Origin of the sequence: Synechococcus sp. C9 (genome assembly GCF_022984075.1) — a bacterium.
GTDB lineage: Bacteria > Cyanobacteriota > Cyanobacteriia > Gloeomargaritales > Gloeomargaritaceae > Gloeomargarita.
On sequence record NZ_JALAAD010000001.1, the window covers coordinates 2,729,856 to 2,754,512 of the forward strand.

Here is a 24,657-nt window from a genome sequence, read left to right on the forward strand (position 1 = left end):
TCAGGAGCGAGACTCATATTGATGCGCTATATCAGTCTGATATTTTGTCCACCAACCGGGCGGGGGGGTGTTGGCGGCGCACTTCGTAGAGGGCAATGGCACAGGCGACGGCGGCGTTGAGGCTAGGGGTTTTGCCCGCGAGGGGGATGCACAGGGAAACGTCACAGTGGCGGCGCAGGTTGAGGGTCAGACCCGTGCCTTCGGAGCCGACGACCAGGGCGACCGGGCCGGAAAATTGCACCTGTTCCAGGCGGGTGGTGGCTTCGGGTACCAGGGCATAGCTCCAAAACCCGGCGGTTTTCAGTTCTTCGAGGGTGCGGGTGAGGTTGACGACCCGGACGATGGGCAGATGGCTCAAGGCTCCGGTTGCCACTTTGGCTACGGTGCTGGTGACCCCCACACACCGCCGTTGGGGAATGATCAGCCCTTGGCCGCCCAGGGCTTCGGTGGTGCGGATGATGGCACCCAAATTTTGCGGGTCCATAATGCCTTCAGCGACCACCACCAGGGGATGGGGATGGGGGCGGAGCCGTTCCAGAAATTGGGCTAAATCCCAATAGCGATAGGGGGCGACCTGGGCAACCACCCCTTGGTGCCTGGCGCCTTGGGTCAGTTGATCCAGACGGGTGGCATCCACCTGGTCAATGACCGTGCCCTGCCCTTGAGCTTGCGCCAAAAGGGTTTGGAAGCGATGGTCATAGCGCAGGGAGGGAATGATCCAGATGCGATTCAGGGTTTGTTTTTGTTCCAAAGCGGTCAGTACGGTATGCCGCCCATAGATATAGTCCGGGGGGTCGGGGATGGGGGTCAATTCCTGGTCGGCTGGGAGGGCCGATGGGGCTTGCGGTGCTGATTTCCGCACGGGACGGGGCAGGCGGGGGGCGGGCTGGGGACGCAGGTTTTTTTTGGACAGGACAGGGCGTTTCCGGGGGCGGGGCGGGGAAGGCATGACAACGGGCAAGCAACGACAGAATTTATAGTTTAACGGTTGGGCTGGGGGGGGCGGGCAAGAACTTTATACTGTCTTATGCAGAGGGGGCTGGGGTGGTTCCCTGGAGTGTTGCCGCCAATTCCAGAGCCGCTGTGGGGGTACAAATTCGCCCTTCGGCATGGGCAAGCGCCAGCCAGTGCAGGAGTTGACCGACCTGGGGGCCCGGGGGCAGGTGGAGCCGTTCCATCAAATCATGGCCGCTGACCAGGGGCAGGGCGTGGGCAATGGGGTCCTGGGGATTGGTAAATCGTTCCAGCCAACCTGCCACCACCGGCCAGCCGTAGTCATGGACTAATGCCACCGCTACCAATCCAGGGAGTGCCTGCCCTGCCTGTTGAAACAGGTCAAATTGCGCCGGGATCGGTGGGTTGGGCGAGGTGATTAATAGCTCGAATACGGGCCAAAGGGCAATCAATTTATCAATGTATTGCATTTCTGCACGGCTATAGCGCAACCGGGTCAAAATTTGCTGGGCAGTTTCCCGATGTTCTGGGAGTAAACAACGTAATTTGAGTTGGTGCAAGACGGAACGATCCTGGCGTATTTTTCGTTCTAATTGGGGTGCCAGTGCTGGATAAGCAGATAATCGTTCATCCCAGCGGGGAAGTAAGTGCAACCAATGGGGTTGAATCTCGGGAAACCAAGGGGTTAAAATCCCGTCCGCACTAGCCTGGATTAAATGGTTACTCCCCCGATGGGTATCGAATAATAAATGTAATTCATTTTGAACTCGTTCCGGCGCAACATTGATGAGTAATGATGCTAAATTTTTAATGGTTTGATGGGTCTCAGATTCAATGGTAAAGTTTAGTTGTGCCGCCAACCGATAGGCGCGCAATAATCGTAGGGGGTCATGGCGTAAATTCTGCGGCTGGATCATGCGAATGATTTGATTTTCCAGGTCGTTTTGCCCCTGATGGGGATCATGGAGTTCCTGGGTGTGATAATCCCAAGCAATAGCATTAATGGTAAAATCCCGCTGACTTAAATCCGTAGTAATATCCTCACCATACATTTGGCATAAATCTAATGTTAACTCTGGAAAAACCAGTCGAGCAATCTGACGTTCGGCATCTAAAATCACAAAACCAGCGTGATATTTTTGGGCAAGTTTCTGGGCGAAAGGAATCACATCAACGGCTAAAATAATATCCAAATCCCAGTGTTTTTTATGGCGGTGCAAGAGGCCATCTCGGACTGCCCCTCCCACCAGATAGCCTCCTGGGGGTAGATCAGTGAGGTGAAAAGGCCACGTTTTGGGTTCAAAGGGATGCAGATCAGACATATAGCAATCCTAAATGAATTGAGAATATCGGTCGCAGGGGGGCACCCCCGTCCTTGGTTCTGGAAAATTTCTGTATGCCTATGGTACGCACGCTAACGAGGAGGATTGCCCTATTTACTTAGACTTAATTTATTTTTTTTAATTTATTTTTATAGGTAGCTCTATTAATTTAAGCCAGCCAACCATCTCATCGTTAGCATACCCATTGCTGTTGGGAATTCGATGCAGGGTATTTTATAGCAATCCTAAATGAAATGAATTTAGAACAGGGGTCGCAGGGCACCGCCCCGCATTTGGTTCTAGGGAATCTCACTCCTCACTTCTCGTCGCCGGGCACCGCCCCCGTCCTTGGTTCTGGAACATTTTTATTTGCAAATCAAGTAGGATTGCTATAGGTACTGTAATAAGAATTGTGCCGACGCTTGACCTTGTACTTGAGTACAATCTCGTAGTGTAGTTGTAATCTCAACCTCACCCACCGATGCGCCCTGGAGGTATGGACAATGGCTAACGATATGATTGATGTTAACCATCCCGTGATCTGCCAAGTGCTGACCCTTAAACCGATCCAACGGCGGACGGAACACCTGCGGCGACTCTTGCAAATCCTGGATGCGGGGATCATTGAACGCAAACCTTCGTCAGCCCGTGGTTGAACTGGAATTAGACCTAACCTGGCACCAAGTTGACCCGACCGCCTGGAATTTACCCTGGCAGGGATGGTTGACCAACTGGCTAACGGCGTTGAACCCACCCCCGGCCCCCCGCTACGAATTGGGCTTGCGGTTCACCAATGACCAGGAAATCCAAACCCTCAACCGGGATTATCGGGGTCAGGATGCGCCGACGGATGTTTTAGCGTTTAGTGCCTTGGAAACGGGGGTACCCACCGCCCCGGATGCGCCCCTATTTTTGGGGGATATTGTCATTTCCCTCCCGACGGCCCAACGCCAAGCTACGGCAGGGCAAGTGACCCAGGAATTGGCCTGGTTGACGGCCCACGGGTTATTGCACCTCCTGGGTTGGGATCATCCCGATGACACCCGGTTAGCCCAGATGTTAACCCAGCAACGGCGATTATTAGAACAGGTTGGCCTGACTGCCCCACAGCCCGACCGCCAGGAGACCCCCCCCCAAAGCGTGTAACCCGACCGCCAAGGGCATGGCTCCGCCGCTGGCTGGACCTTCGTAGTGGTGCCACAAAAAGCTGACCAACCGCCAGGCTAGGGGAACACTGACCCAAAAGAGCAAGGCCGTCAGGGGTAAAATGCCCATGCCTACCCCCACCAGCGTCACCCCATAGGCAGGCAAAACCACCCAGGGATAAATCCGACTGGCTCGCCGGCCGCCCCATTGCACCACCGGGGAGCGTTTCCCCGCCCGGGCATCATCCTCCGCCTGGGGAAAATGGTGGGCAAAAATGATCCCCGTCACCAAGCACCCCACCACCAGGGAAGCCCAGAATGCCGTCAGGCTAAACCGTCCCAATTGGGCATAGCTGGCCGCTAGGGTTGCCAGAGGACCAAAAGCCACAAAAGTCATCGGTTCCCCCCAGCCCCGATAGCTGAAGCGAAAGGGTGGCCCCTGGTAGCAATACCCCAGTGCAATCCCCAGCCCGGAAATTCCCAAAATCCAGTTGTCCGCCAAATTTGCATTGACAATATAAATACACATCGCCCCCAAAGCCAAGCACGACCACGCAATAATTTGTAATAACATGGGTTGACCCGTCAGATTGACCAGGGACGAGGGTTTGTTCACATCTACCCCGGTGGCCGCATCATAGACATCATTGGTGATATTCAACCAAGCCTGCAGTAGGACGACCCCCGCTAGAACCCAGAGAAAAATATTTGTTTTAACCAATGCCGGGGCTTCGGCGTAGCTGGCGGCTGTCCCCACGAGGACGGGAATAACGGCGGCGGTATAAATCAGGGGATTCAGGGCTTGGAACCACAGGTCAGCACGGGCAGTCATCGGCGGGGCATGGGTAGGGGCATGGTGGAACTAACGCCTTCATTGTACGTGCAGGTGACCACCCGCTTCAAACCCTAGCCGGTTTCCCCAGGGCAGGATTGCTAGGGCTACAGAGAATGACCATATAGCAATCCTAAATGAGAATAGAATATTTTAGGGAAAGCAAATTTCTGATGACTTAAAGCAAAATTAAATAGCCATTTGACAGTGGAAAAAAATTGGAGTCGGTACCAAAAATTTCTCAAAAAATTCTTGCCATGTAACCACACATCTTCAACAGGGTTTGGCTCAAGACAATTTGGTGCAAGTAAAATACAAGTCAACTCCCACTCATTTTCTGCTTTGCCTTGGTTTACTGAGGCAAAAAATTCTTTTATCTCCCGTGATTTGTGATAGGTGGCTCCATCCCAAATTAACCCAATCCTTTTCCCACGAAACTTACTTCTCAGGTACTTCACAAAGGCGATAGTACTTGCTCCATTCGCACCATCATATTCCCGGAGAATAAATTCTTTTGTCGGATAGTTTAAAGCTCCAAAATAAGTTTGTCTATTGCGTTCATTTACGATAGGAATTTCTATCCTAATATCTGACCGCCCCCACACATAACCACAAACATCGCCCCAACACAAATGACACTCATCTGAAAATAGAACTACCAACCGTCCTGACCGGATTTCAGACTGATTGACTCGTATAAATTCTTGAATTTCTTCTGGTTTTTTTTACGACTTCTAGCTCGGTTTTGGGGTTTACTTTCTGAGACCTCTTCCAGGCAATTCCTGCTTCTGAAAACAAGTCATAATAACTTTGTTTAGATTGATAAATTACATCATAATTCGCGTCAATATGAGTTATTAGTTCATCTAAATTCCAGTACCCCTTTGTTTGTAGCCAGTCAATTATTTCCTGTCTTTCTTCTTTTAATAGGTGGCTTTTTCTACCATGATAACCAAGTTTAAGTCCCTCAATTCCTTTTTCATAAAACTCTTGTTTCCAGCGAGTAATAAACGACTTATAGACTTCTAATAATTCGGCAATTTCACTATAAGGTTTACCTTCTATAGCCATTTTGACTGCCAAGGCGCGTTTCAGTTCCCTTACATCAGAAGTACTGCGGATAAATTCCCCTAAAAGAGCAACCATTTCTGGCTTTGTACAGGTCAGCATTCTTAGCTCCTCAGTGGTGCCTCTCACAGTTTAATTAGTTAGTATAGCCCACTTAACCGTTCTAAATCAAACTAGGATTGCTATATGTTTTAGGATTCCACGCCAACGGGAATTTTCAAAGCATCCGGGAGCAAATTGGGAAAGAGGGGCAGCACCTCACGGGTAAAGGTTTCGGCGGCACGGGATTGGTAGCGATTGGGATTAAGAATTAACCAAAGAATCCGGCGGATGCTAATGTTTTCAATCCGTACCCGTTGTAATGTTCCTAGTTCTAATTCTTTGCTAATGGCTGAGTTTGAGACAAAAGCCGCTCCCAACCCGGATTGCACCGCATTTTTAATTGCCTCAATCGAATTTAATTCCATCTCCACTCGAAACCGGCTGGTATCAATACCGTACTGGCTGAGGATTTTATCAATCACCTTGCGGATGGTGGACTGGGCATCCAGGGTGATAAAACGCAGTTGGTACAGTTCGTCCCGGGTGATCACATCCCCCCGACTGAGCAGATGTTTTGGGGGCAAAATCAATACCAATTCATCCTCCGCAAAGGCGCGCACGTCCAGGGAATCCTGCAATTCCGGGGGCACTTCGCCGCCAATAATCGCCAAATCCAATTGCCCATTCGCCACACTCCAACAGGTACGCCGGGTGGAATGCACCTGCAGTCGCACCGACACCTGGGGATACCGCTGGCGAAAAATACCGATCAACCGGGGCATGAGATAGGTGCCCGTGGTCTGGGATGCCCCCACGATTAAAGTCCCCCCTTGCAGGTTTTGCAAATCCTCCAACGCCCGACAGGTTTCCTCGCACAGAGCGAGAATTTTATCCCCGTAGTGCAGGAGTAAATGCCCCGCCTCCGTCAGTTGCGCCCGCCGTCCCCCCCGGTCAAACAGGGGCACATTCAACTGCCGCTCCAAATTTTGCACCTGCAAACTCACCGCCGGTTGGGACACATAGAGCGTGTCGGCGGCCCGTTTGAAGCTCCCTTCGGCGGCAATCGCCTTGAGGATGCGGAGTTGGTCCAAAGTAAAGGGTAATTCAGTCATGGACGTTGAGCGGCAATCACTTATTCATACAGTACGGGTTTCGGTATCCGTTCGGGACATTTTTGTAAATTTTTTGGCATATAAACTGGCTCAATTCACCAAAATCCCGCTTGTTACCCCCTCGGTAAAAGCCACCCTGATGGCCCGCTCATAAACGCCCAAATCGCCGTTGCCGTTGCTGAAAAGCGACGAGGGCTTGGTGAAAACTCGCCCGGTCAAAATCCGGCCAGAGGGTCTCCGTGACGTACAACTCGGCGTAGGCAATCTGCCACAGCAGAAAATTACTCAGGCGCATCTCACCGCTGGTGCGGATCAACAAATCCGGGTCGGGACTCGATGACGTGTACAACTGCTGGGCAAACCGGGTTTCGTCAATGTCTTCCGGTGCCAGTTCCCCCCGTTGCACCTGTTGCGCTAGGGCTTGACAGGCACGCACGATCTCCTGCCGCCCGCCGTAATTGGTCGCTACGGTCAACCACACCCGCTGGTGATGTCGGGTCAACGCCACCGCTTCGCTGATTTGGGTCTGCAAACTTTGGGGAAGCGCCTGCAACTGCCCCACAAATTCAATCCGCACCTGCTCCCGGATCAACTCCTGCAATTCCTGGCGCAGTACCCGCTCAAATAGGGTGAGCAAAAATTCCACCTCCAAGCCCGGTCGCCCCCAGTTTTCTGTGGAAAAGGCGTAGCAGGTCAGGTGGGGAATCCCCCAATCCCGACAACAGCGCAAAAGTTCCTTGAGGGTTTCCACCCCCTGTTGATGCCCCATGACCCGGGGTAAATGCCGTTGCCGGGCCCACCGCCCATTGCCGTCCATGATCACCGCCACGTGCTGGGGCAAACGCTGGGGGTCTAAATCCGCAGGCAAGGTCCGCAGAGGGTGGGTAGCGGTGCTGGGTTGGGAATGGGTCATGCGCTGGTGCTAAAAACTAAAAACAAAATTAAGGGATGATGTGAGCATCATAGGCGATTTTTCCCCCGTTCCAGTTGTTCCCGCAGTTGCTCCAGGGTGAGATTGGTCAAGAGTTGACCCCGGCGCGCTAGGGCGACCTGCCCGGTTTCTTCAGATACCACAATTGCCAGCCCGTCCGGTTGGTATTCCGTTACCCCTAGGGCGGCTCGATGACGGGTGCCCAAGCCCAGAGCCATTGGTGCGGTCGAGATGGGGACAATCACCCCGGCGGCTAGCACCATGCCACTGCGTACCACCACTGCCCCATCGTGGAGTGGGCTGAGGGGAGAGAGCAAACTGAGTAGGAGTTCCGCCGAAAGTTGCGCCTGGAGTTTCACGCCGGGCAGGGTATGGGGCATATCCGCTGAGGGAGCCAGCCACACCACCAACGCGCCCCACCGTCTTTGCGTACATTCGGTAACCACCTTGAGAATCACCCCCGTATCCTGCGCAGGCGGTTGCCAATCCGTTCGTCCCCACCGCCACCGGGGGAGTACCCCCACCAGGATTGCCCCCAACCCCAACCCCTGGGCGGTCCAGGGCAGATGGTGCGCCTCCGCCCATAGAGCTAGTCCCGCCACCAGGGCTACAGCCAGCCCCCGCCACCCCAACAACAAGGGCAGACAGACCAACACCCCCACCACCAGCAGGGCATCCCAGGGTTCGCTCATCACCGTTGTGACTGCCCCCTGCCGGATGGGTTGACCGAACTAACGGGGCAAACAACCCGCACTGAACTTAAATCCCGGCATGACCAGGGGAAGAAGTTCATCCACAGCCGCCAATACCTGGGGTAAATTTTGGGCATCCGCCTGGATTTGCTTATAGATCGCCATTGCCTTTTGGGCATCCACGGTCATATCACCGGGGTAGTTTTTGATCAAATTGATGAGGGTGATGGGATTATTCTGGGCGGACTGACTCAACCCCGTTTTGATCGCCGCCACCCCGTCGCCCCCATTCACCGGTTGGATAAAAGTCGCCACTTGGCTGAGAATGATGTTCCCCACAAAACTATTGACTATTTTATCTAGGGTGGCTGGTTGCACCGGTACGGGGGTGGACAAAAATTTCTGGGCATCGGCGGCTTGTATCCCAGCTAACCCCAACAAGCTGGTCAGGCGTTCCGAAGCTTGTCCCGTCGTCGCCAAGGTTTGTAGGTCATTCACGGTCACTGGGGTACTAATCGGACCAAATTTCACCATGATCTGATCCGCCGCCCAACTGGGTAACGCCCATAACCCCCAAGCCAAGACCGCACCCACCAAACCACGCCGCAGGGTTACTCCCAGCATAGATATGCTCCTGTTTGCTCCGAAAAGTTCTGGTTTACATTAGCACTTTACCAGGACTATCCCTGGGGGGGGGAGTTCCCTGGATTTGCCACCCGCTCCCCTCGGGGGATAAAGTAAAACTATTCACAATTCTTAATAGTTATGACCACCACCATTAACTGTGCGGAAGCCTGTGTTAACGGTTGCATCCTGGGAGAAGATTGTCCCCACCGGGAGCATTTGGCGCAGGCGTTGAAATTTGTGGCGGAACACGACCTGGATCATTTGGTGGAGGTGGCGCAGAACAGTGCCCCCCAACGGATGTTGCGGCAGTTGGAGAAGGGGAACCTGCCGGGATACCCCCCTGCCTAGAACCGGAACCTGGGGCGTTGCGTATCAGAGACAAGGATTTCAGGGAGTACTTGGTTATGATTCAGCTTCGCCGGTTGATTGGGTCGCCCCCTTTGCCCACGCCTGGTTTCCCTTGGTGGGCGCTGGGAATGGCTCTGCTGGCGGGCTGGGGCGTGATCCAACTTTTGAACCTCATCCTGCCCCCGACCTGGCTGGCGGTGCCCGTGACGGAACCCTTGTCCCTGTGGGGGATCGCCCTCACCATTACCGGGGTGTGCTGGGCAATTACCCGCCTCTATCCCCGACCGGGCACTTGGTCACGCCTGATTCTGCTGGCAATCCTGCTGGTGTTGGCGGGGCGGTATCTGCTCTGGCGGGTGTTGGGCACCCTGCGCTGGGAATCCTGGGGGTTGGCAATGTTTTCCCTGGCGTTTCTGGCGCTGGAGGTGCTGAGTTCCGCCGGGGGCTGGATTCAGTTATTTTTGATGGCGCAAACCCGTGACCGGCGCGCCGAAGCGGATGTGTACAGTGTAGCGGTGACCGCAGGCAAATACCGTCCCACCGTTGATATTCTCATCCCTACCTACAATGAACCGGCGTTTATCCTGAAACGGACGATTTTGGGGTGTCAAGCCCTGGATTATGAACCGAAACGGATTTACCTGCTCGACGATACCCGTCGCCCGGAGATACGGACACTGGCGCAGGAATTGGGGTGCGAATACCTGACCCGCCCGGATAACCGCCATGCCAAAGCGGGGAATTTGAACCATGCCCTGCCCCTGACCCAAGGGGAATTGGTTGCTGTATTTGATGCGGACTTTATCCCCACCCGCAATTTTCTCACCCGCACGGTGGGGTTTTTCCAAAATTCCCAGGTGGCACTGGTGCAAACCCCCCAGACGTTTTACAACCCTGACCCGGTGGCGCACAATTTGGGACTGAGTGGGGTGCTGACCCCGGAGGAGGAGATTTTTTACCGACAGATTCAGCCCATGCGGGACGGGGTACAGGGGGTGATCTGCTCCGGGACATCCCTGGTGGTACGGCGGGCACCCCTGGAGGCCATCGGTGGGTTCGTCACTACCTCCCTGAGTGAGGACTATTTCACGGGGGTCGAGTTGGCGGCACGGGGGTATGAGGTGATTTACCTGCAAGAGAAACTCAGTGCTGGCTTAGCGGCTGAGAATATGGCCGCCCATATCAGCCAACGTCTGCGCTGGGCCCAGGGGACGGTGCAGGGCTTATTCATCCCCAGTAATCCCCTCACCATTCCGGGCTTAAATGTCAAACAGCGGTTAGCCCACTTGGAAGGCTTGTTAAATTGGTTTACTGCCTGGGCACGGGTAGGTTTTTTGTTGATCCCTGTCCTGGTTGCTCTGTTCAACACCCTACCATTTCGGGCAACATCTGCAGAACTTTTGTATTATTTTTTGCCCTATTATTTAGCCCAATTTATCGTTTATCCTTGGCTCAATGGCCGTAGCCGCTCCCTTCTCACAGCCGATTTGTACGTGTTGACCACCTGCTGGCCGGTAAGTGTGGCGGTATGGCAAACCCTAGTGCGCCCCTTTGGTCGGGGGTTTCGGGTCACCCCCAAGGGCTTGAGCAATTCCCAATTTACGGTGAATTGGCCGTTGATCACCCCCCTGCTGGTGTTTTTGGGGCTGAATTTCGCCTGCTTTGTGTGGTTCATGCTCACCCAGGGCTGGCAATGGGTCTGGGTCTGGAGTATTTACAATTTAATCATGTTGTGCTTGGCTTGTCTGGCTTTAGTGGATGCCCCCCAAGCCTCGCCCTATCCTTGGTTCCCCCTGCAGAAACTGGTGCAATTCCGGCAGGGAGAGCGTACCGCCTGGGGCGTGACCGAGCAGATGTCGGAACTGGGAGCCACTGTGACCCTGACCCAGGGACGATTAACCCGGGAACCCGTTACCGTGACCTTACCGGAGGTGGGGCTGACCCTCACCGCCCAACCGCACCACCAGGAGGCTGGACGGGTGACCCTCGCCTGGACAAACCTCACCCTTGAGCAGGAACGGCGGTTGATTCCCCTACTTTTTTGCCGTCCGGGACAATGGCAGGAGCGGCAGGTGCCGGGGGAATGGCGTTCTCTGGGGTGGCTGTTGCAGTCCTTAGTACGTTGGCCGTTGCGGGCACAGCTTAGGGATAGAGTCCCGGCGCATAGGCTTCGATGACCTGGCCGCTGGCGGCGTGGAGGATCATCAGGTAATCACAGTGGGGACATTCCGTCTCCAACCGACCGGACTCCGTCTGGAGGGAACGCTGGGCGTATTGGCCGCAGTTGGGGCAACGAACCAGTTCTGATGGCATTTTTGGTAATCCTCTAAAAATGGGTTTATTATCGGTTATCCTTGATCCCCATCATAAATAAGCCCATTCATTTTGTGGTTTTCTCTTAATGAATCTTTGGAGATATGTCCCACGTAGTACAGCAAATTTTAGGACATTTTTAGGTGTTCTACGGGTTTGTACCCCCAGCCAGGGATGGTAATCTCATCTGAATCGTGAGAAATATTTTAATTATTCTAAAATTATTCTAAAAATTTTATGGTTAGAAAATTAAAGTTTGCAAGACCACTGCCCCCTGGGTCGTATTGATGGATGATTTATGGAGGGCAAAAGATAAATGTTGTGATTTTAGATGAAAATATAGCAGTCCTAAATGGGAATAGAACAGGGGTCGCAGGGGCACCGCCCCCGTATTTGGTTCTGGAACATTTTTATTTGCAAATCAAGTAGAATTGCTATATGAATGTGGAGTTTCACAGGTAACCTATTTTATGCTTGTGAAATCACGGTAGTAGGTGAAGGGCATGGTCATGTTTGGGCAATCCTGGCGGTGGGGGCAACGGTTTGGCAGTACGGTGTTGCTGTGGGGACAGGTGCTGGTGCATCTGCTCCAGGGGCGGGTACATCGGCGCAATCTGCTCACCCAACTGGAAGTGGTGGGTCCCGAATCCCTGCTGGTGGTGATTCTCACGGGTTCGTTTGTGGGGATGGTCTTTACGATTCAGGTGGCACGGGAATTTATCCAGTTTGGTTCCGGGGATTTGGTCGGGGGGGTGTTGGCGCTGGCGCTGGTGCGGGAGTTGGCGCCGGTGTTAACCGCTGTGATCGTGGCGGGGCGGGTGGGAGCCGCTTTTGCCGCTGAGTTGGGTACCATGCAGGTTACGGAACAGATTGATGCCCTCTATATGCTTAAAACCGACCCGGTGGATTATTTGGTTTTGCCCCGAGTGTTGGCTTGCATTTTGATGGTGCCATTACTCACTGTGGTTGCCTTTGTGGTGGGGGTTACGGGTGGAGTTATGATTGCCAATAGTATGTACAATCTTAGTATATCTCAGTTTATGGACTCGGTACAGCAATTTATGGATGGCTGGGATATGGTCAAGGCGTTGATCAAAGGGGCAATTTTTGGGATGTTGGTGGCGACCATTGGCTGTGGCTGGGGTTTGACTACTACCGGTGGGGCGAAAGGGGTGGGGCAAGCGACGACGGCGGCGGTGGTGACGGGGCTATTAGCCATTTTTGTTTCGGATTTTTTCCTATCCTGGTTGATGTTTCGGGGCTTGGAGACCTCGGTGGGCTGATGGAGATAAAAATTTGTGGGTTGACCCGGGTGGATCAGGCGGTTGCCATTGCACGGCTGGGGGTAACGGCGGTGGGGCTGGTCTGTGTCTCCAACTCGCCCCGGTATGTGGCTCCTGCCCAACAACGGGCACTGAACCAAGCCCTCGCTGATTATCCGGTGTGGCGGGTGGGGGTGTTTGCCCGAAGCCCTTTGCCAGCGATCATCGAGGCGGTTCAGGGGAACGGGTTTAATGGGGTGCAATTGCATGGGGAAGAGTCCCCGGCGGATTGTCAAGTCCTGCGGGAAACTTTGCCTGAGGTTCTGCTGATCAAAGCGATTCGGGTGCGGTCTGCGGCGAGTTTAGGGTCAATTGCCGCCTATCTTCCTTGGGTGAACCGGGTGCTGTTGGATGCCTATCATCCGCACAATTTGGGGGGTACGGGGCTGGCTTGGGATTGGCAGATGTTGCGCAATCATGGGTTAAATGGGTCTTGGTGGTTAGCGGGGGGGGTCACGCCGGAAAATTGTCGGGTTGCGATTGCCCAAACCCAACCGGCTGGCATTGATGTATCGAGTGGGGTGGAAATTGCCCCTGGGGTCAAGGATTTGGCACGGGTGGCGCAACTGTTGCAGGAGGTCGCAGGGCATTAAAAAACCCCTGGTTGGGGGTTCGTGGGTTTTGATTTTTGATTTTTTGCACCGCCGCTTGAATGCGAGCCAGAGCTTGTTGTCGTTTCCGGGGTGTGCTTTTGCCCTTGCGTTTCCCAGGCCGACCCCGTGAGTCCACCCGCCAACCTGCTTGTTTCATCCGATTGCCCCCCCAATGTTTGCCATATATAACAATTCTACTCGATTAACGAACAGCAATTTTTCAGAACCAAGTACGGGGGCGGTGCCCCTGCGACCCCTATGTTTATTTAGGACTGCTATGGGCATTAGCAACGACTACTGGGACAATGCCCCTGCCACTCCTGTTCTATTCTCATTTAGGATTCTTCTAGCTTGAAGCAGGGAGGAGAACCAATTTGCCGACCAATCCCCCCCGTTCCAGATGGCGATGGGCCGTAGCCGCTTCCGCTAGGGGGTAGGTCTGGGCCACGTTTACCCGCACCCGTCCCGCCGCCACTAAATCTGCCAGTTGTTCTAAAATGCCGGTTTGGCGCACCTGTTCCTGGGGTAAATTGGCGGTTTGGGGGGTGAGCATCAGGGTATAGCCGACGGTCAAATTGCGCTGGCGGGCGATTTCCCATCCCTGTCCCGTGGGTGGGGGTTGCAAGAGGGTCACGACCCGTCCGTAGTACCGCACCGCCGCTGGGGTTTGGTGAAAGGTCTCGCCCCCGACCGTATCCAGGGCACAATCCACCCCTCGTCCTTGGGTGGCGTACTGCACTGCCTGCCCAAAGTCGGTTTCCCGGTAGTAGATCACCCCATCGGCTCCTAAATCCTGGGCAAACTGTCCCTTGGCGAGGGAACTGACGGTAGTAAGTACTTTGGCACCCCGATATTTAGCCAATTGCAGGGCGATATGCCCCACCCCCCCGGCTCCGGCATGAACCAGTACGGTTTCCCCCCCTTGCACCTGGCCCCGGTCAAACAGGGCTTCCCAAGCGGTAATGCCCACCAGGGGGAGCGCCGCCGCTTCCGCAAAACTGAGCCGTGCCGGTTTGGGCGCTAGGGCGGTTTCGGGCAGGACGATAAATTCCGCATAACTGCCGGTCATGCCCCCCAGTCCCCCCATGCAGTAGTACACCGCCTGACCCGGTTGAAATCGTTTCACCTGCGAACCACAGGCCACCACCACCCCACTGCCGTCACACCCCAGGATGGCGGGTTGCCCCGGATGTAGGAGCGTCCCCCGTCGCCGCAGTTTGGTATCAATGGGGTTGACACTCGCCGCCTTCACCTGGACGAGTACTTGGTGGGGAAATTGAATTTCCGGTCGGGGAACCGATTGATGGCGCAAAACCTCTGGTTCTCCAGGGTTGGTCATGACAATTGCCGACATTACAGACATGAACGTGACCCGGCGTTGCGTAGGCGCAATGGTAATTTTAACTTTATGATTGACCCGATGATGCCTGAATGCTCCCCACATCCCCTCTGGTTCTCGTAAACTGGTAAATTGGTGCCTAAAGTGATTTGCCCATGATGACCCAATCGTCCGCCACGGAACTCGATACTGCTGGGGTGCTGGCACTGCAACTCCTGCCTGACCCGGAACCTCCCCTTGCCCAGGGGCTGTGTCCGCCGGTGGTGGCGGGTAAATTGGATTTGCTGTTGCTGGCGATTGAAGCGTTGGATCGCACGGGGGCGGAACTGATGATGATGGTGGTCAAGGAGTTGGAACTCACCGCCGTAATCCCCAACCGGGTCCTGCTCTGGCAATTGCGGGGAGCCAATCCCCTGCGCCGTGCCTACAACCGCCGTTTATTGACCTTGAATCAAGCCAGGGCGTTGATTTTGGTGCTGGTGTATCTCGCCAAACGGCTTACCATTTTGATCCGGCAACTGCTGTTAGCGGGGGAACAACTGCAACAGCATGGGGTGGACATTCGCCATCACCCCCGTTTGGATGACTATTGCCAACGGTTTCGCACCCATTTTCGCAAGCGGATGAACCTGCGCCGGGAACGCCTGCAAATCTATCGGGATGATGCCCGGTTGAACCTACTGGCAATTGACCTTCTGCATCAGCTGTTGTTCTGCACCGGCACCTGTGGGGCACAACGGCTGTGGGCAAGTTTATTTATCGGTGAGGTGCTGTGAGTACGGTTCTGCGGGAATACCGTTTACCCCATTGCACCCTGATCCTGGAGGGGTTTACCACCCAAGCCGGGGGGCCACTGGCGGTATTGATCCAGATGGATTGTTACCTGCCGGGGCTGGAGCAACCCATGCGGGGGGGCAGTGAATTACTGGAGCAGTTGTCCCAGACGGTGAGCGAGTATGTGCAGAATTTTTTGAGCTACCGGGAACCCATCCCCGTCCATCCCGCCGGGCCAGTCGCCCTGGAACCGTTGTCCCAACATCAGCATCGCCTGCGGGTACACCCGGAACTCTTGCAGGACGCAAGGGAACCGGTACAACTGGATTTGACCACCATTCAACTGTTTGACCTCTTGGAAGCCTGTGACCAGGGCATGAGCGACCCCCAAACCCTGCCGGACTGGACGCTGAACCTGGTGCCCCGCATTCCCCGGAGCCTCAAAATTTCTCAGCAGACCCTGCCTGCCGGAGTGGGGTTAGCCACCCTAGCCACTGCCGCCCTTGCCCTGGCATTATTGCCCACCCCGAAGATCGAACCCCCTCGGGAACTGCGGGAAACTGCGACTCAGACCAGTGGGGAACCAACGCCCACCGCCAGCCCTAGCCCGACTGTTACCCCGATAGCGACTCCAACGGCAACCCCCACCCCTAGTCCAACCATCACGCCGACCCCCAGCCCCACCGTCGCCTTGGAATCGGTGGATGCGAGCCGGTTACTCATCCAGGTGTACGAGGAAATCAACGCCGCCTGGACGGAGCGGATCACCCAGGACATGAGTTTCCGGGTGGGGGTCAATCGGGAGGGGAAGATTGTCAATTTCACCCCCCTGGGAGCCGCCACCGGGGAAGAACAATTGTTACCCCTAGAGAAGTTACGGCAACCGGGGCAAGTGGTTGCGGAATTTCGAGTGGTCTTTAGGCAAAATGGGGCACTGGAAGTCAGTCCTTATTAAGATTTGGGTCGTACCTTATATCGAGAACCAGACATGGGGAAAATACCGGTGTGACCGCTGGGCAGAGATGCCCTTAAAATAGGGGTATTGGTTGATAATTAATTGCCCATGAATTTATACCCTTGGTTATTACGTCCGTTACTTTTTACTCTTGACCCGGAATGGCTCCATCACACCCTGATTCAACAACTGCATCAACTGAGAAACCAAGCGGGTTTAAGAAGATTAGTTCATCAGCAATTTAGTTATAATCATTTGGCATTGCATCAACAAATTTGGGGTCTGCATTTCCCTAATCCCCTGGGCTTAGCCGCTGGTTTTGACAAAGACGGTTTAGCGTGGCATTGGTGGTCAGATTTTGGGTTTGGGTTTGCGGAATTGGGCACTGTAACGCCTCAAGCGCAACCGGGAAATCCCCCGCCCCGGTTATTTCGTTTACCCCAGGATCAAGGGATCATTAATCGCATGGGTTTTAATAATCAAGGGGTAGCGCATTTAGAACAACAATTAACCGGTAACTGGGGATCAAAAAACCGCCAAATTCCCCTTGGGATTAACTTGGGTAAGGGTAAAAATACGCCTTTAGACCAGGCATGGCGGGATTATTTATATGGGTTTCAATGCTTAAAAAACTACGGCGATTATTTTGTCATTAACGTTAGTTCCCCGAATACTCCCAATCTCAGGGATTTGCAGGTTCAGAGCTTGCTAAAACCGATTTTAGAAGCATTACAACAGGAAAATCAGGGCGCAAAACCCCTTTTGATTAAAATTAGCCCGGACTTGGAAAATGGGGCAATTATTGACCTGCTGGAATTAGTGACTACCTACGATTTAGCGGGGGTGGTTGCCACGAATACCACGATTACCCGCCCTAGCTTAAAAAGCCCTCACGCTCAGGAAACGGGGGGCTTGAGTGGTCGTCCCTTGACCCGGCGTTCCACCGAGGTGATTCATTTGATTTATCAACAAACCCACGGTCAATTGCCGATTATTGGTGTAGGAGGAATTTTCAGTACAGCGGATGCTTGGGAAAAAATTACGGCGGGGGCTTGTTTACTACAAATTTACACTGGTTGGGTCTATCAAGGACCAGGTATTGTGAAAGCAATTTTATCGGGCTTAGCAGAAAAATTGACCCTATTAAATTTTACTACCATGACCCAGGCGGTGGGTTTGGCGCATCATTCAGGTTAACAATCTACGCATTAGCCGCAGTATAGAGGGCAGTTAACAGTGTCTAAAAAGTGTTGCACTTTTTTCTGAAATAACTACAACTATGGTAATCCTTACTAAGTTTAGAATGGGGGTAGCAGAGGCACCGCCCCTTACTCAGTTTTTAAGGTTGCCATAGCATTTCTGTAACGTGATTAATTAGGTGACAAACTCCGGCCAAGTTCTCCCGTAGGTCTCCAGTTCCGGGGCAGAACAGACTACGGTCAGGAAACTTCCTTTTTCACTACTGCGTAAGCGTGACAGAGCGACATAAATTTCAGCGAGATCGCTAGCTGTCATAGCCTGGCTGATGTGGACGACCAATGCCCTAGTTTCCCAGCCTTTGAAGCTATGCACTGTGGCTGCTTTTAGCCGCGGATCGCCCATCCAAAACTGCATCTTGAGCCTTTTTTGGGATTGATGATCCTTAGCAAATACATGACAAACTTGGATGTTTTTCTCTTTGAATTTATCAAGACAGCACATGCCCATTTTGTGGGTAGCGACCAGTAGGGTAATATCGGCCCAGGTGATATTGGGTGAGTTGCTGACCAAATCGCACACTGCTTGGACGCAGGCATCTACCGCATCCTGTTCCCGCACCTGCAACCAGCGGAGCGTGAGTGGTAACCAATCGCCTTGCACCTCTGTTGGCAGAGTTGGAAGATCGATGTCGCTACCGGACAAAAAGGTTTCGGCAAAACGCCGCAGGTAGGGAATCAGTCCCGGCGGCAACCGATAGCTCCCCTCCAGTTGGAACCAAGGGCCAGTAAAGCCCGCCCCGCGCATCTGCTCATCAGTCCAGTGGCAAGCCTGCCGGTATAGGTCTTGGGTGGCATCGGCAACCAAAAGCATTTCGCCGCCCTCCCGACGCACCTGGCGCAACAAATTCCACCACGTCAGGTTAAAATCCTGGCCCTCATCAACCAAAATGGCATCGTAGGAGCTAATGGATTCCGGCGCTTCCTTGAGTGCCCGTTCCACCAAGGCGGGAATGCGTTCTTTAAATAGGTCATCATGGGCGTCTGAATGTGCGAAAAGTTGCCTGTAATCCTGCCCCAAACCCACTTCCTGACAAACGCATCCGCACCATTCGTGAAAATGTAACCAAGTAATGTTCTGCATAAAATTCGGGACAGGCTGGCTAGGGTGGTCGTAACGCACGGCTAAATCCCGCAAATAGTGCCAAAGGGTGATATTGAATGTGACCACCAGGACTTCCTTGCCTTCGCCTGCCAGATGAGCCGCCCGCGCCGCCAACGCCAGGGACTTGCCAGCACCCGCTGCTCCTTTCACCCGGCGGTAGCCCGTCTGGGTACGGGTAGTGGCGATTTCTTTTTGCTTGGGGGTCAACGGCAGGGGCGTTCGCTGTTCGACAGCATGGTCAGGTTCCCGGAGCCAACTGCGCAGGTCATCCGCCAGGGCAGGGGTCATAAACCGGGATTGCTTTAACTTGGCACTGGGAAATATGGCGTTAAGATCACCCTTTGCCAGAGCGTCTTGACCCACAACGGGATGATATTTTTTAGCCTTGTCATCGAGCCAGCCAAAATGGTGCAAGAAGGGCTGAAACAGTTGGGCAACCTGCTCCGTACTGGCTTCTGTCATGATCACACCTGCGGTTATCACCGACAGTGCGTATGCCTGCTTCTTCACCAACAAGCCCAGTTTGGGGCAGTACAGGTCAAGGATTTTCTGCTGGTACCACACCACTTTTTCGACCGGGTTGTCTGGGTGGCGAAACTCTTGGCCATGTTTATCTCTGCTCCACAGGGAAGGAACACCATTGGTTTCCCGCACAAAATACGGCATGGCCTCCAAGTGCCAATCTTTGACTTCAAACACGGCAATACCAATCTGGGGATGGAGGAGCACAAAATCTGGACGTAACCCATTCAGGTGCGGTTGCACGTAAATTTCCCATCCCTCTGGCAGGTACCGGTCAAAGAACTCCAGTACCTGTAATTCACCCGCCGTTAGAGGAGTACGCAAGCTATCTAATTCGGTGCGTGAGGGGCAAATGAGGTGTGCCATTGGGCAACACTCCTTGTACCGAATAGCGGTTACATCTCACCCTAAATGGGGATTTTTTACCGAACTGATGAGGAAGTGCTTACACCCCCACCGCCACCTGCGGCCAACGTCCCACCGCCTGGGCAATCACCGCCAATTCCTCGCGCATTAAACGATCAAACCGCTCCGGCGTTAGGGATTGGGGACCATCGGAAAGGGCTTTGGCTGGGTTGGGATGGACTTCGATCATCAGGGCATCCGTACCCGCCGCCACCGCCGCCATCGCCATCGCTGGCACATACTCGGATTTGCCCGTGCCGTGACTGGGGTCAATCATAATCGGCAGGTGGGTGAGCTTGCGTAGGACGGGAATCACCGATAAATCCAGGGTATTGCGGGTGTAACGGGTGTCAAAAGTGCGAATCCCCCGCTCGCACAGGATCACATTCGGGTTGCCCCCGGCGAGAATGTACTCAGCCGCCATCAGCCATTCCTCAATCGTGGCGGACATCCCCCGTTTCAGCAATACCGGCTTGTTTTGGGCACCGATTTTTTTCAGCAGGGCAAAATTCTGCATATTCCGTGCCCCCACCTGCAACACATCCGCCACCTGAGCAATTTTGTCAATATCGGCGGTGTCCATGACCTCCGTGATAATTCCCAGCCCGGAAGCCGCCCGAGCCGCCGCCAACAATTCCAACGCACTTTCCCCGTGCCCCTGGAAGGCATAGGGAGATGTCCGGGGCTTGTAGGCTCCCCCCCGCAAAAACTTGGCACCAGCCGCCTTCACCCGCAGAGCCGTTTCCACAATCATTTCTTCGTTTTCCACCGAGCAGGGACCCGCCACCACCACCAAGGGCTGGGCTTCCCCGAACACCACCGTCCCATTGGGCGTGTCAATGGCAACATCACTGGGTTGCCCGTGGCGAAACTCCCGGCTCGCCCGCTTAAACGGCTGTTCCACCCGTACGACTTCGTCAATCCAGGGGCTGAGTTCCTGAATGCGCTCCGGCTGTAAACCCGCCGTTTCCCCCACCAGCCCAATGATTACCTTGTACTGACCAACAATCTTTTCAGGATGCAATCCCCAGGTACGGAGTTCATCGCTGATGCGCTCAATTTCCAATTCCGGCGCACCGGGTTGCATCACAATAATCATGGCAGTAGAAAGGATAAGTCAGGGCTTTTGTATTGTAACGAGGGAAGGGGTTCAAGTTGGGGCATTGTTACGATTTGCTTTAGAATTTGCCCGCAATCGCCCCCAATTGATGCGAAACTCCTGCCAGCCCAGCCAATGCCCCACCCGCTCCGCATCCCAACAGGTGGACAGGATGCCATAGCTCAAACCGACAATCCCTAGCCCAAAACAGCCCAGGGTGACGGCGACCACGGCGGCTACCGGAATTTTTAGCCCCTGTTGGATCAGGAAATAACTCATCGGAAAAGCCAGCAATCCCAGCCCGGTCGGCACCCCACAGAAAAAAGCCATCCGCCGCACCATCCGGTTGCTGACCACCTGGGGCATCCCTGGTTCTTCAATTTGTTGCCAGCCCCGTTTTTTGGGAGGGGGGGGTGGGGTACGCCGGTTTTTTTTCGCCATAATGACCTACGGTGCAAAACTATTCAAAAACTATCCAAAATTAAGAACGTAACCCCCGGATGCCAAGCCGCTTAATCACATTTTCATAGCGGTCAAAATGGTGTTTGCGTAAATACAAGAGCAACTGCCGCCGTTGGCTGATCAACCGCAACAGCCCCCGCTGGGAGGAAAAATCTTTTTTGTGGGTACGCAAATGTTCGCTCAGTTGGTTGATCCGGGTACTCAACAGGGCAATCTGTACCTCTGGGGAACCCGTATCCGTGGCGTGCATTTGATACTCGTTGATCAACGCTTGCTTTTGTTCTTGCAGTAGGCTCATGGAAAACATCGGCAATTGAAGGGGCAGTTAATTACGATACCACGATTAGCCCAGCCACCGCAAGGATAACCGAACCAATCACCCTAGGGCAGGGGGAGCAATTCATCACCGCCATGCCAATTGGCTTCGACCCAGGCTTCCATTTCGGCAACTTGGGCGGGACTCGGTTGCCAAAGGTGTGCGGAAGCGACCCCCAACCAGAGGGAAAGACCGGCGACCGCCAAGGCAGGGGGAAACCAATGCCACACGGGGCGGGGTTGGGGACGGGTGGCATTCAGAATCCGGGCTTCCAGTCCCGGCGAGGGCGGGGGCGCAGTGGGGGCGTACTGCTGGAGAAAATTCACCAAGGGGTCGGGGTTCATAGGGTCACTCCTTGCTGTTCCAAATGACGGCGCAGGGCGGCACGGGCGTGAAATAACCGGGATTTAACGGTGCCCACTGGGATGCGTAAAATCTCGCTGATTTCCTTTTGGGGCAGGGATTCCAAATCGTGTAGTACCAACACGGTGCGATGCTCAAAACTGAGGGTTTCCAGCCCCTGGCGCACCAATTCCTCGTAGTGCAGGTGCATCAAATCCGGGGCGGGCACCCGGTCAGGGCTGGTCTGGGTCAGGGTTTCCATCTGGGTACGTTTTTGGGCGCACTGCCGCCGGTAGTCTGAAGCCACATTCAGGGTAATCCGGTACAGCCAAGTGTTGAAAATATCCAATTGTCTCAGCCGGGGCAACCCCCGCCACACCCGCATAAAAACCTCTTGGGTCAGGTCATCCAGGGCGACCGCACCGCACAGACGATAAAGGGTTCCCCGCACCCGGGGCTGAAACCGGCGGTACAACCAGCGAAACCCCTCCGGGTCTCCCTGCTGACACCGTTGCACCAGTGCCAAATCGGGATGCAAAGGCGTTTCCGCCTGGGTCGGGCTGGGGTTGACGCACGCCGCTGGAATCATAAACACCCACGATAACGCTAAGAATTTAGACGGCTTCCCCTGGGGAGAGGTTCAAACGCTGCACCGGGGCAACGCCGCCTGCACCAACCCCCGGAACAGGGGATGGGGTTGACTGGGACGGGAGGCAAATTCCGGGTGAAATTGCACCGCCAAAAAAAACGGATGCCCCGGCAGTTCGATCATCTCCACCAACCGCCCATCCGGGGACGTGCCACTGATGCGATAGCCGCTTTCCAAAAACAAACTGCGGTAGGCGTTATTAAATTCATAACGATGGCGATGCCGCTCATAAATCACCGTTTCCTGGTATAGTTGCGCCGCCATACTCTCCCCCTGCAACCGACAGGGATAAAGCCCCAACCGCATGGTGCCCCCCAAATCCACCACATCCTGCTGTTCCGGCAAAAGATGAATCACCGGATGCTCCGTTTCCGGGTCAAATTCCGCACTGTGTGCCGTTGCCAACCCCGCCAAATGCCGCGCCCATTCCACCACCGCACATTGCATCCCCAGACACAGCCCCAAAAAAGGTATTCCCTCCTCCCGGGCGTAACGGATGGCGGCAATTTTCCCTTCCACCCCCCGAATGCCAAACCCCCCCGGCACCACCAGCCCCTGCACCCCCTGCAAATGATGCGCCACCCCGTCTTGCTCCACATCCTCCGCATTCACCCAGCGCAGTTTCACCTCAGTTTCCAGATGCATCCCCGCATGGCGTAGGGCTTCCACCACGGACAAATAGGCATCATTCAACCGCACATACTTCCCGACCAGGGCAATTTCCACCTGGGACTGGGGATGGTACAACCGTTCCACCAGCATCCGCCAGGGTGCCAAATCCGCCGGACGCTCCGGCAAATCCAATAGGCGCAACACCTGGGTCGCCAAACCCTCTTTCTCCAAATTCAGCGGTACTTCGTAAATACTGCGGGCATCCTGGGAGGTAATCACACAGTCCACCGGCACATCGCAAAAATTCGACACCTTGGCTTTTATCTCCGGCGATAGGGGTCGTTCGCACCGGCAGACCAGCATATCCGGCTGAATCCCAATCGAGCGCAGTTCCTTGACCGAATGTTGGGTCGGTTTGGTTTTCATTTCCCCGGCGGCGGCAATCCAAGGCACCAGGGTCACGTGCATATACACCACCCGTGCCCGCCCCACCTCATTGCGGAACTGGCGAATTGCCTCCAAAAACGGCAGGGACTCAATATCCCCCACCGTCCCCCCAATTTCCGTAATCAACACATCCGGGTGGGTATCGGCGGCGACCCGGCGAATCCGCTCTTTGATTTCATTGGTAATGTGGGGAATCACCTGCACCGTCCCACCCCCGTAATCCCCTCGCCGTTCCCGGTTACAGACCGCCTGGTAAATCGAGCCGGTCGTGACATTGTTCAGACGGGAGACCGGGGTATCGGTAAAGCGTTCGTAATGACCCAAATCCAGGTCGGTTTCCGCCCCATCCACCGTGACAAAGACTTCCCCGTGCTGAAACGGGTTCATGGTGCCCGCATCCACGTTGATGTAGGGGTCCAGTTTCAAAATGGCGACCCGATAGCTCCGGGATTTGAGCAGGCGACCGAGACTTGCCGCCACAATGCCTTTGCCAATGCTAGAGACGACCCCGCCGGTGACAAAGACGTAGCGGGTGGTGGATTCACCGTTGTTGACCACGGGTGCGGCGAAAAATTAATACGTTTCGATTATTCGATTATAGGATGCTTCTACGGCAATCCCAGACGGTCAATACAAGTAACCCATGGGAGTAACCAGGCTATGCAAAACTTGGGGAGATGCCCTGCAACCCGTAAGTTTCTGTAACCTTTGAGGTATCATTTTCCCTGGAATTCACATAGGGGTACCTCTATTTATTTACACCCATTGGAGGTTATCTCGCTGGAATGCCCATCCCAATGGCTACGCCACGCAGGCTATCGAGAACCAAAGCCGGGGGCTACGCCCCTGCGACCTATCTTTAGAAGTACCCATAGTTCAAACTTATGGGCACCTCTATTTATTTGCACCCATTGGAGGTTATCTCGCTGGAATGCCCATGTTATCGAAAACCAAGGACGGGGGCAACGCCCCTGCGACCTATTTTTAGAAGTGCCCTTACTTATGATCCAAATAAAAATAAAATTATCCTAGCCCTATCATGAATGTACGGCGGGGATGGTACAAACCTTTTG

The 24,657-nt window shown here is 54.3% G+C and carries 26 protein-coding genes; 9 read left to right on the top strand and 17 right to left on the bottom strand.

The window, feature by feature from the left end; translation table 11 throughout:
* Positions 1-31: 31 nt before the first annotated feature.
* Both rlmB and MLD66_RS13310 read right to left on the bottom strand, forming a co-directional pair.
* Complete coding sequence (rlmB, locus tag MLD66_RS13305; RefSeq protein ID WP_247218641.1) at positions 32-949, bottom strand: 23S rRNA (guanosine(2251)-2'-O)-methyltransferase RlmB; 918 nt, start codon at positions 947-949, stop codon at positions 32-34.
* Between the two features lie 76 nt (positions 950-1,025).
* Positions 1,026-2,276 (bottom strand): CCA tRNA nucleotidyltransferase, encoded by a 1,251-nt coding sequence (locus tag MLD66_RS13310; protein ID WP_247218643.1) that lies wholly within the window; start codon positions 2,274-2,276, stop codon positions 1,026-1,028.
* A gap of 503 nt (positions 2,277-2,779) precedes the next feature.
* Between MLD66_RS13310 and MLD66_RS13315 the strand changes: the two genes are divergently transcribed.
* Both MLD66_RS13315 and ybeY read left to right on the top strand, forming a co-directional pair.
* A complete protein-coding gene (locus tag MLD66_RS13315) occupies positions 2,780-2,932 on the top strand; it encodes a hypothetical protein (RefSeq protein WP_247218645.1) in 153 nt (50 codons plus the stop codon).
* Positions 2,889-3,422: an rRNA maturation RNase YbeY gene (gene ybeY, locus MLD66_RS13320; RefSeq protein WP_247218654.1), complete on the top strand. Its 534-nt coding sequence runs from the start codon at positions 2,889-2,891 to the stop codon at positions 3,420-3,422. Before MLD66_RS13315 ends, ybeY begins: the two co-directional genes overlap by 44 nt.
* Here the strand turns inward: ybeY and menA are convergent.
* From menA to MLD66_RS13350, 6 genes are all read right to left on the bottom strand, one after another.
* Positions 3,357-4,253 (bottom strand): 2-carboxy-1,4-naphthoquinone phytyltransferase, encoded by an 897-nt coding sequence (gene menA / locus MLD66_RS13325; protein WP_247218656.1) that lies wholly within the window; start codon positions 4,251-4,253, stop codon positions 3,357-3,359. The two genes, ybeY and menA, sit on opposite strands and share 66 nt — an antisense overlap.
* A gap of 107 nt (positions 4,254-4,360) precedes the next feature.
* A protein-coding gene (locus MLD66_RS13330; RefSeq protein ID WP_247218657.1) for an IS630 family transposase occupies positions 4,361-5,423 on the bottom strand; the annotation gives its coding sequence in 2 pieces (ribosomal slippage) (positions 4,361-4,976 and positions 4,975-5,423; 1,065 coding nt in all).
* An 89-nt stretch (positions 5,424-5,512) separates the two neighbouring features.
* Positions 5,513-6,475 carry a LysR family transcriptional regulator gene (locus tag MLD66_RS13335; RefSeq protein ID WP_247218659.1) on the bottom strand — a complete coding sequence of 321 codons (963 nt, stop codon included), beginning with the start codon at positions 6,473-6,475 and terminating at the stop codon, positions 5,513-5,515.
* Between the two features lie 148 nt (positions 6,476-6,623).
* The gene (locus tag MLD66_RS13340; protein ID WP_247218660.1) at positions 6,624-7,388 is read right to left on the bottom strand and encodes an isoprenyl transferase; all 765 of its coding nucleotides are present in this window, start codon (positions 7,386-7,388) and stop codon (positions 6,624-6,626) included.
* Positions 7,389-7,435: 47 nt separating this feature from the next.
* Complete coding sequence (locus MLD66_RS13345) at positions 7,436-8,098, bottom strand: DNA integrity scanning protein DisA nucleotide-binding domain protein (RefSeq protein ID WP_281438479.1); 663 nt, start codon at positions 8,096-8,098, stop codon at positions 7,436-7,438.
* A gap of 39 nt (positions 8,099-8,137) precedes the next feature.
* Entirely contained in the window at positions 8,138-8,722 is a 585-nt protein-coding gene (locus tag MLD66_RS13350; RefSeq protein WP_247218663.1) for an alpha/beta hydrolase, read from the bottom strand.
* Between the two features lie 141 nt (positions 8,723-8,863).
* On the opposite strand from MLD66_RS13350, the gene MLD66_RS13355 reads away from it, so the two are divergent.
* Both MLD66_RS13355 and MLD66_RS13360 read left to right on the top strand, forming a co-directional pair.
* Complete coding sequence (locus MLD66_RS13355; protein ID WP_247218665.1) at positions 8,864-9,073, top strand: hypothetical protein; 210 nt, start codon at positions 8,864-8,866, stop codon at positions 9,071-9,073.
* A gap of 56 nt (positions 9,074-9,129) precedes the next feature.
* A complete protein-coding gene (locus MLD66_RS13360; protein WP_247218667.1) occupies positions 9,130-11,250 on the top strand; it encodes a cellulose synthase catalytic subunit in 2,121 nt (706 codons plus the stop codon).
* Here MLD66_RS13360 and MLD66_RS13365 read toward each other — a convergent pair.
* Positions 11,216-11,386, bottom strand: a complete 171-nt coding sequence (locus tag MLD66_RS13365; RefSeq protein WP_247218670.1) for a replication restart DNA helicase PriA — start codon at positions 11,384-11,386, stop codon at positions 11,216-11,218. The two genes, MLD66_RS13360 and MLD66_RS13365, sit on opposite strands and share 35 nt — an antisense overlap.
* Before the next feature lie 509 nt (positions 11,387-11,895).
* On the opposite strand from MLD66_RS13365, the gene MLD66_RS13370 reads away from it, so the two are divergent.
* Positions 11,896-12,669, top strand: coding sequence for an MlaE family lipid ABC transporter permease subunit (locus MLD66_RS13370; RefSeq protein ID WP_247219153.1), 774 nt, complete (start codon positions 11,896-11,898; stop codon positions 12,667-12,669).
* A complete protein-coding gene (locus tag MLD66_RS13375; RefSeq protein ID WP_247218672.1) occupies positions 12,669-13,301 on the top strand; it encodes a phosphoribosylanthranilate isomerase in 633 nt (210 codons plus the stop codon). The genes MLD66_RS13370 and MLD66_RS13375 overlap by 1 nt, the downstream gene beginning before the upstream one ends.
* 346 nt (positions 13,302-13,647) lie before the next feature.
* Here the strand turns inward: MLD66_RS13375 and MLD66_RS13380 are convergent, their stop codons facing one another.
* The gene (locus MLD66_RS13380; protein ID WP_339397010.1) at positions 13,648-14,664 is read right to left on the bottom strand and encodes a zinc-dependent alcohol dehydrogenase family protein; all 1,017 of its coding nucleotides are present in this window, start codon (positions 14,662-14,664) and stop codon (positions 13,648-13,650) included.
* Positions 14,665-14,795: 131 nt separating this feature from the next.
* Here MLD66_RS13380 and MLD66_RS13385 point away from each other — a divergent pair, with 131 nt between their 5' ends.
* The 3 genes from MLD66_RS13385 (at position 14,796) to MLD66_RS13395 (ending at position 17,566) form a co-directional block, all read left to right on the top strand.
* Positions 14,796-15,416 (top strand): DUF3038 domain-containing protein, encoded by a 621-nt coding sequence (locus tag MLD66_RS13385; RefSeq protein WP_247218674.1) that lies wholly within the window; start codon positions 14,796-14,798, stop codon positions 15,414-15,416.
* Positions 15,413-16,369 (top strand): DUF4335 domain-containing protein, encoded by a 957-nt coding sequence (locus MLD66_RS13390; RefSeq protein ID WP_247218683.1) that lies wholly within the window; start codon positions 15,413-15,415, stop codon positions 16,367-16,369. Before MLD66_RS13385 ends, MLD66_RS13390 begins: the two co-directional genes overlap by 4 nt.
* A gap of 108 nt (positions 16,370-16,477) precedes the next feature.
* On the top strand, positions 16,478-17,566 hold the full coding sequence (locus tag MLD66_RS13395) for a quinone-dependent dihydroorotate dehydrogenase (RefSeq protein ID WP_247218685.1): 1,089 nt from the start codon (positions 16,478-16,480) through the stop codon (positions 17,564-17,566).
* Between the two features lie 177 nt (positions 17,567-17,743).
* Here MLD66_RS13395 and MLD66_RS13400 read toward each other — a convergent pair whose 3' ends face one another.
* The 7 genes from MLD66_RS13400 to MLD66_RS13430 all read right to left on the bottom strand — a co-directional run bounded on the left by MLD66_RS13400 (position 17,744) and on the right by MLD66_RS13430 (position 24,142).
* A complete protein-coding gene (locus MLD66_RS13400) occupies positions 17,744-19,618 on the bottom strand; it encodes an NERD domain-containing protein/DEAD/DEAH box helicase (protein WP_247218687.1) in 1,875 nt (624 codons plus the stop codon).
* A gap of 79 nt (positions 19,619-19,697) precedes the next feature.
* On the bottom strand, positions 19,698-20,756 hold the full coding sequence (gene aroF / locus MLD66_RS13405) for a 3-deoxy-7-phosphoheptulonate synthase (RefSeq protein ID WP_247218689.1): 1,059 nt from the start codon (positions 20,754-20,756) through the stop codon (positions 19,698-19,700).
* 51 nt (positions 20,757-20,807) lie between these two features.
* Entirely contained in the window at positions 20,808-21,197 is a 390-nt protein-coding gene (locus MLD66_RS13410) for a PAM68 family protein (protein WP_247218691.1), read from the bottom strand.
* A gap of 40 nt (positions 21,198-21,237) precedes the next feature.
* Positions 21,238-21,516 carry a 30S ribosomal protein S15 gene (gene rpsO, locus MLD66_RS13415; RefSeq protein ID WP_247218693.1) on the bottom strand — a complete coding sequence of 93 codons (279 nt, stop codon included), beginning with the start codon at positions 21,514-21,516 and terminating at the stop codon, positions 21,238-21,240.
* An 83-nt stretch (positions 21,517-21,599) separates the two neighbouring features.
* A complete protein-coding gene (locus MLD66_RS13420; protein ID WP_247218694.1) occupies positions 21,600-21,878 on the bottom strand; it encodes a hypothetical protein in 279 nt (92 codons plus the stop codon).
* Complete coding sequence (locus MLD66_RS13425; protein ID WP_281438480.1) at positions 21,875-22,465, bottom strand: sigma-70 family RNA polymerase sigma factor; 591 nt, start codon at positions 22,463-22,465, stop codon at positions 21,875-21,877. Before MLD66_RS13425 ends, MLD66_RS13420 begins: the two co-directional genes overlap by 4 nt.
* Before the next feature lie 51 nt (positions 22,466-22,516).
* Positions 22,517-24,142 (bottom strand): CTP synthase, encoded by a 1,626-nt coding sequence (locus MLD66_RS13430; RefSeq protein WP_247218703.1) that lies wholly within the window; start codon positions 24,140-24,142, stop codon positions 22,517-22,519.
* Positions 24,143-24,657: the final 515 nt, after the last annotated feature.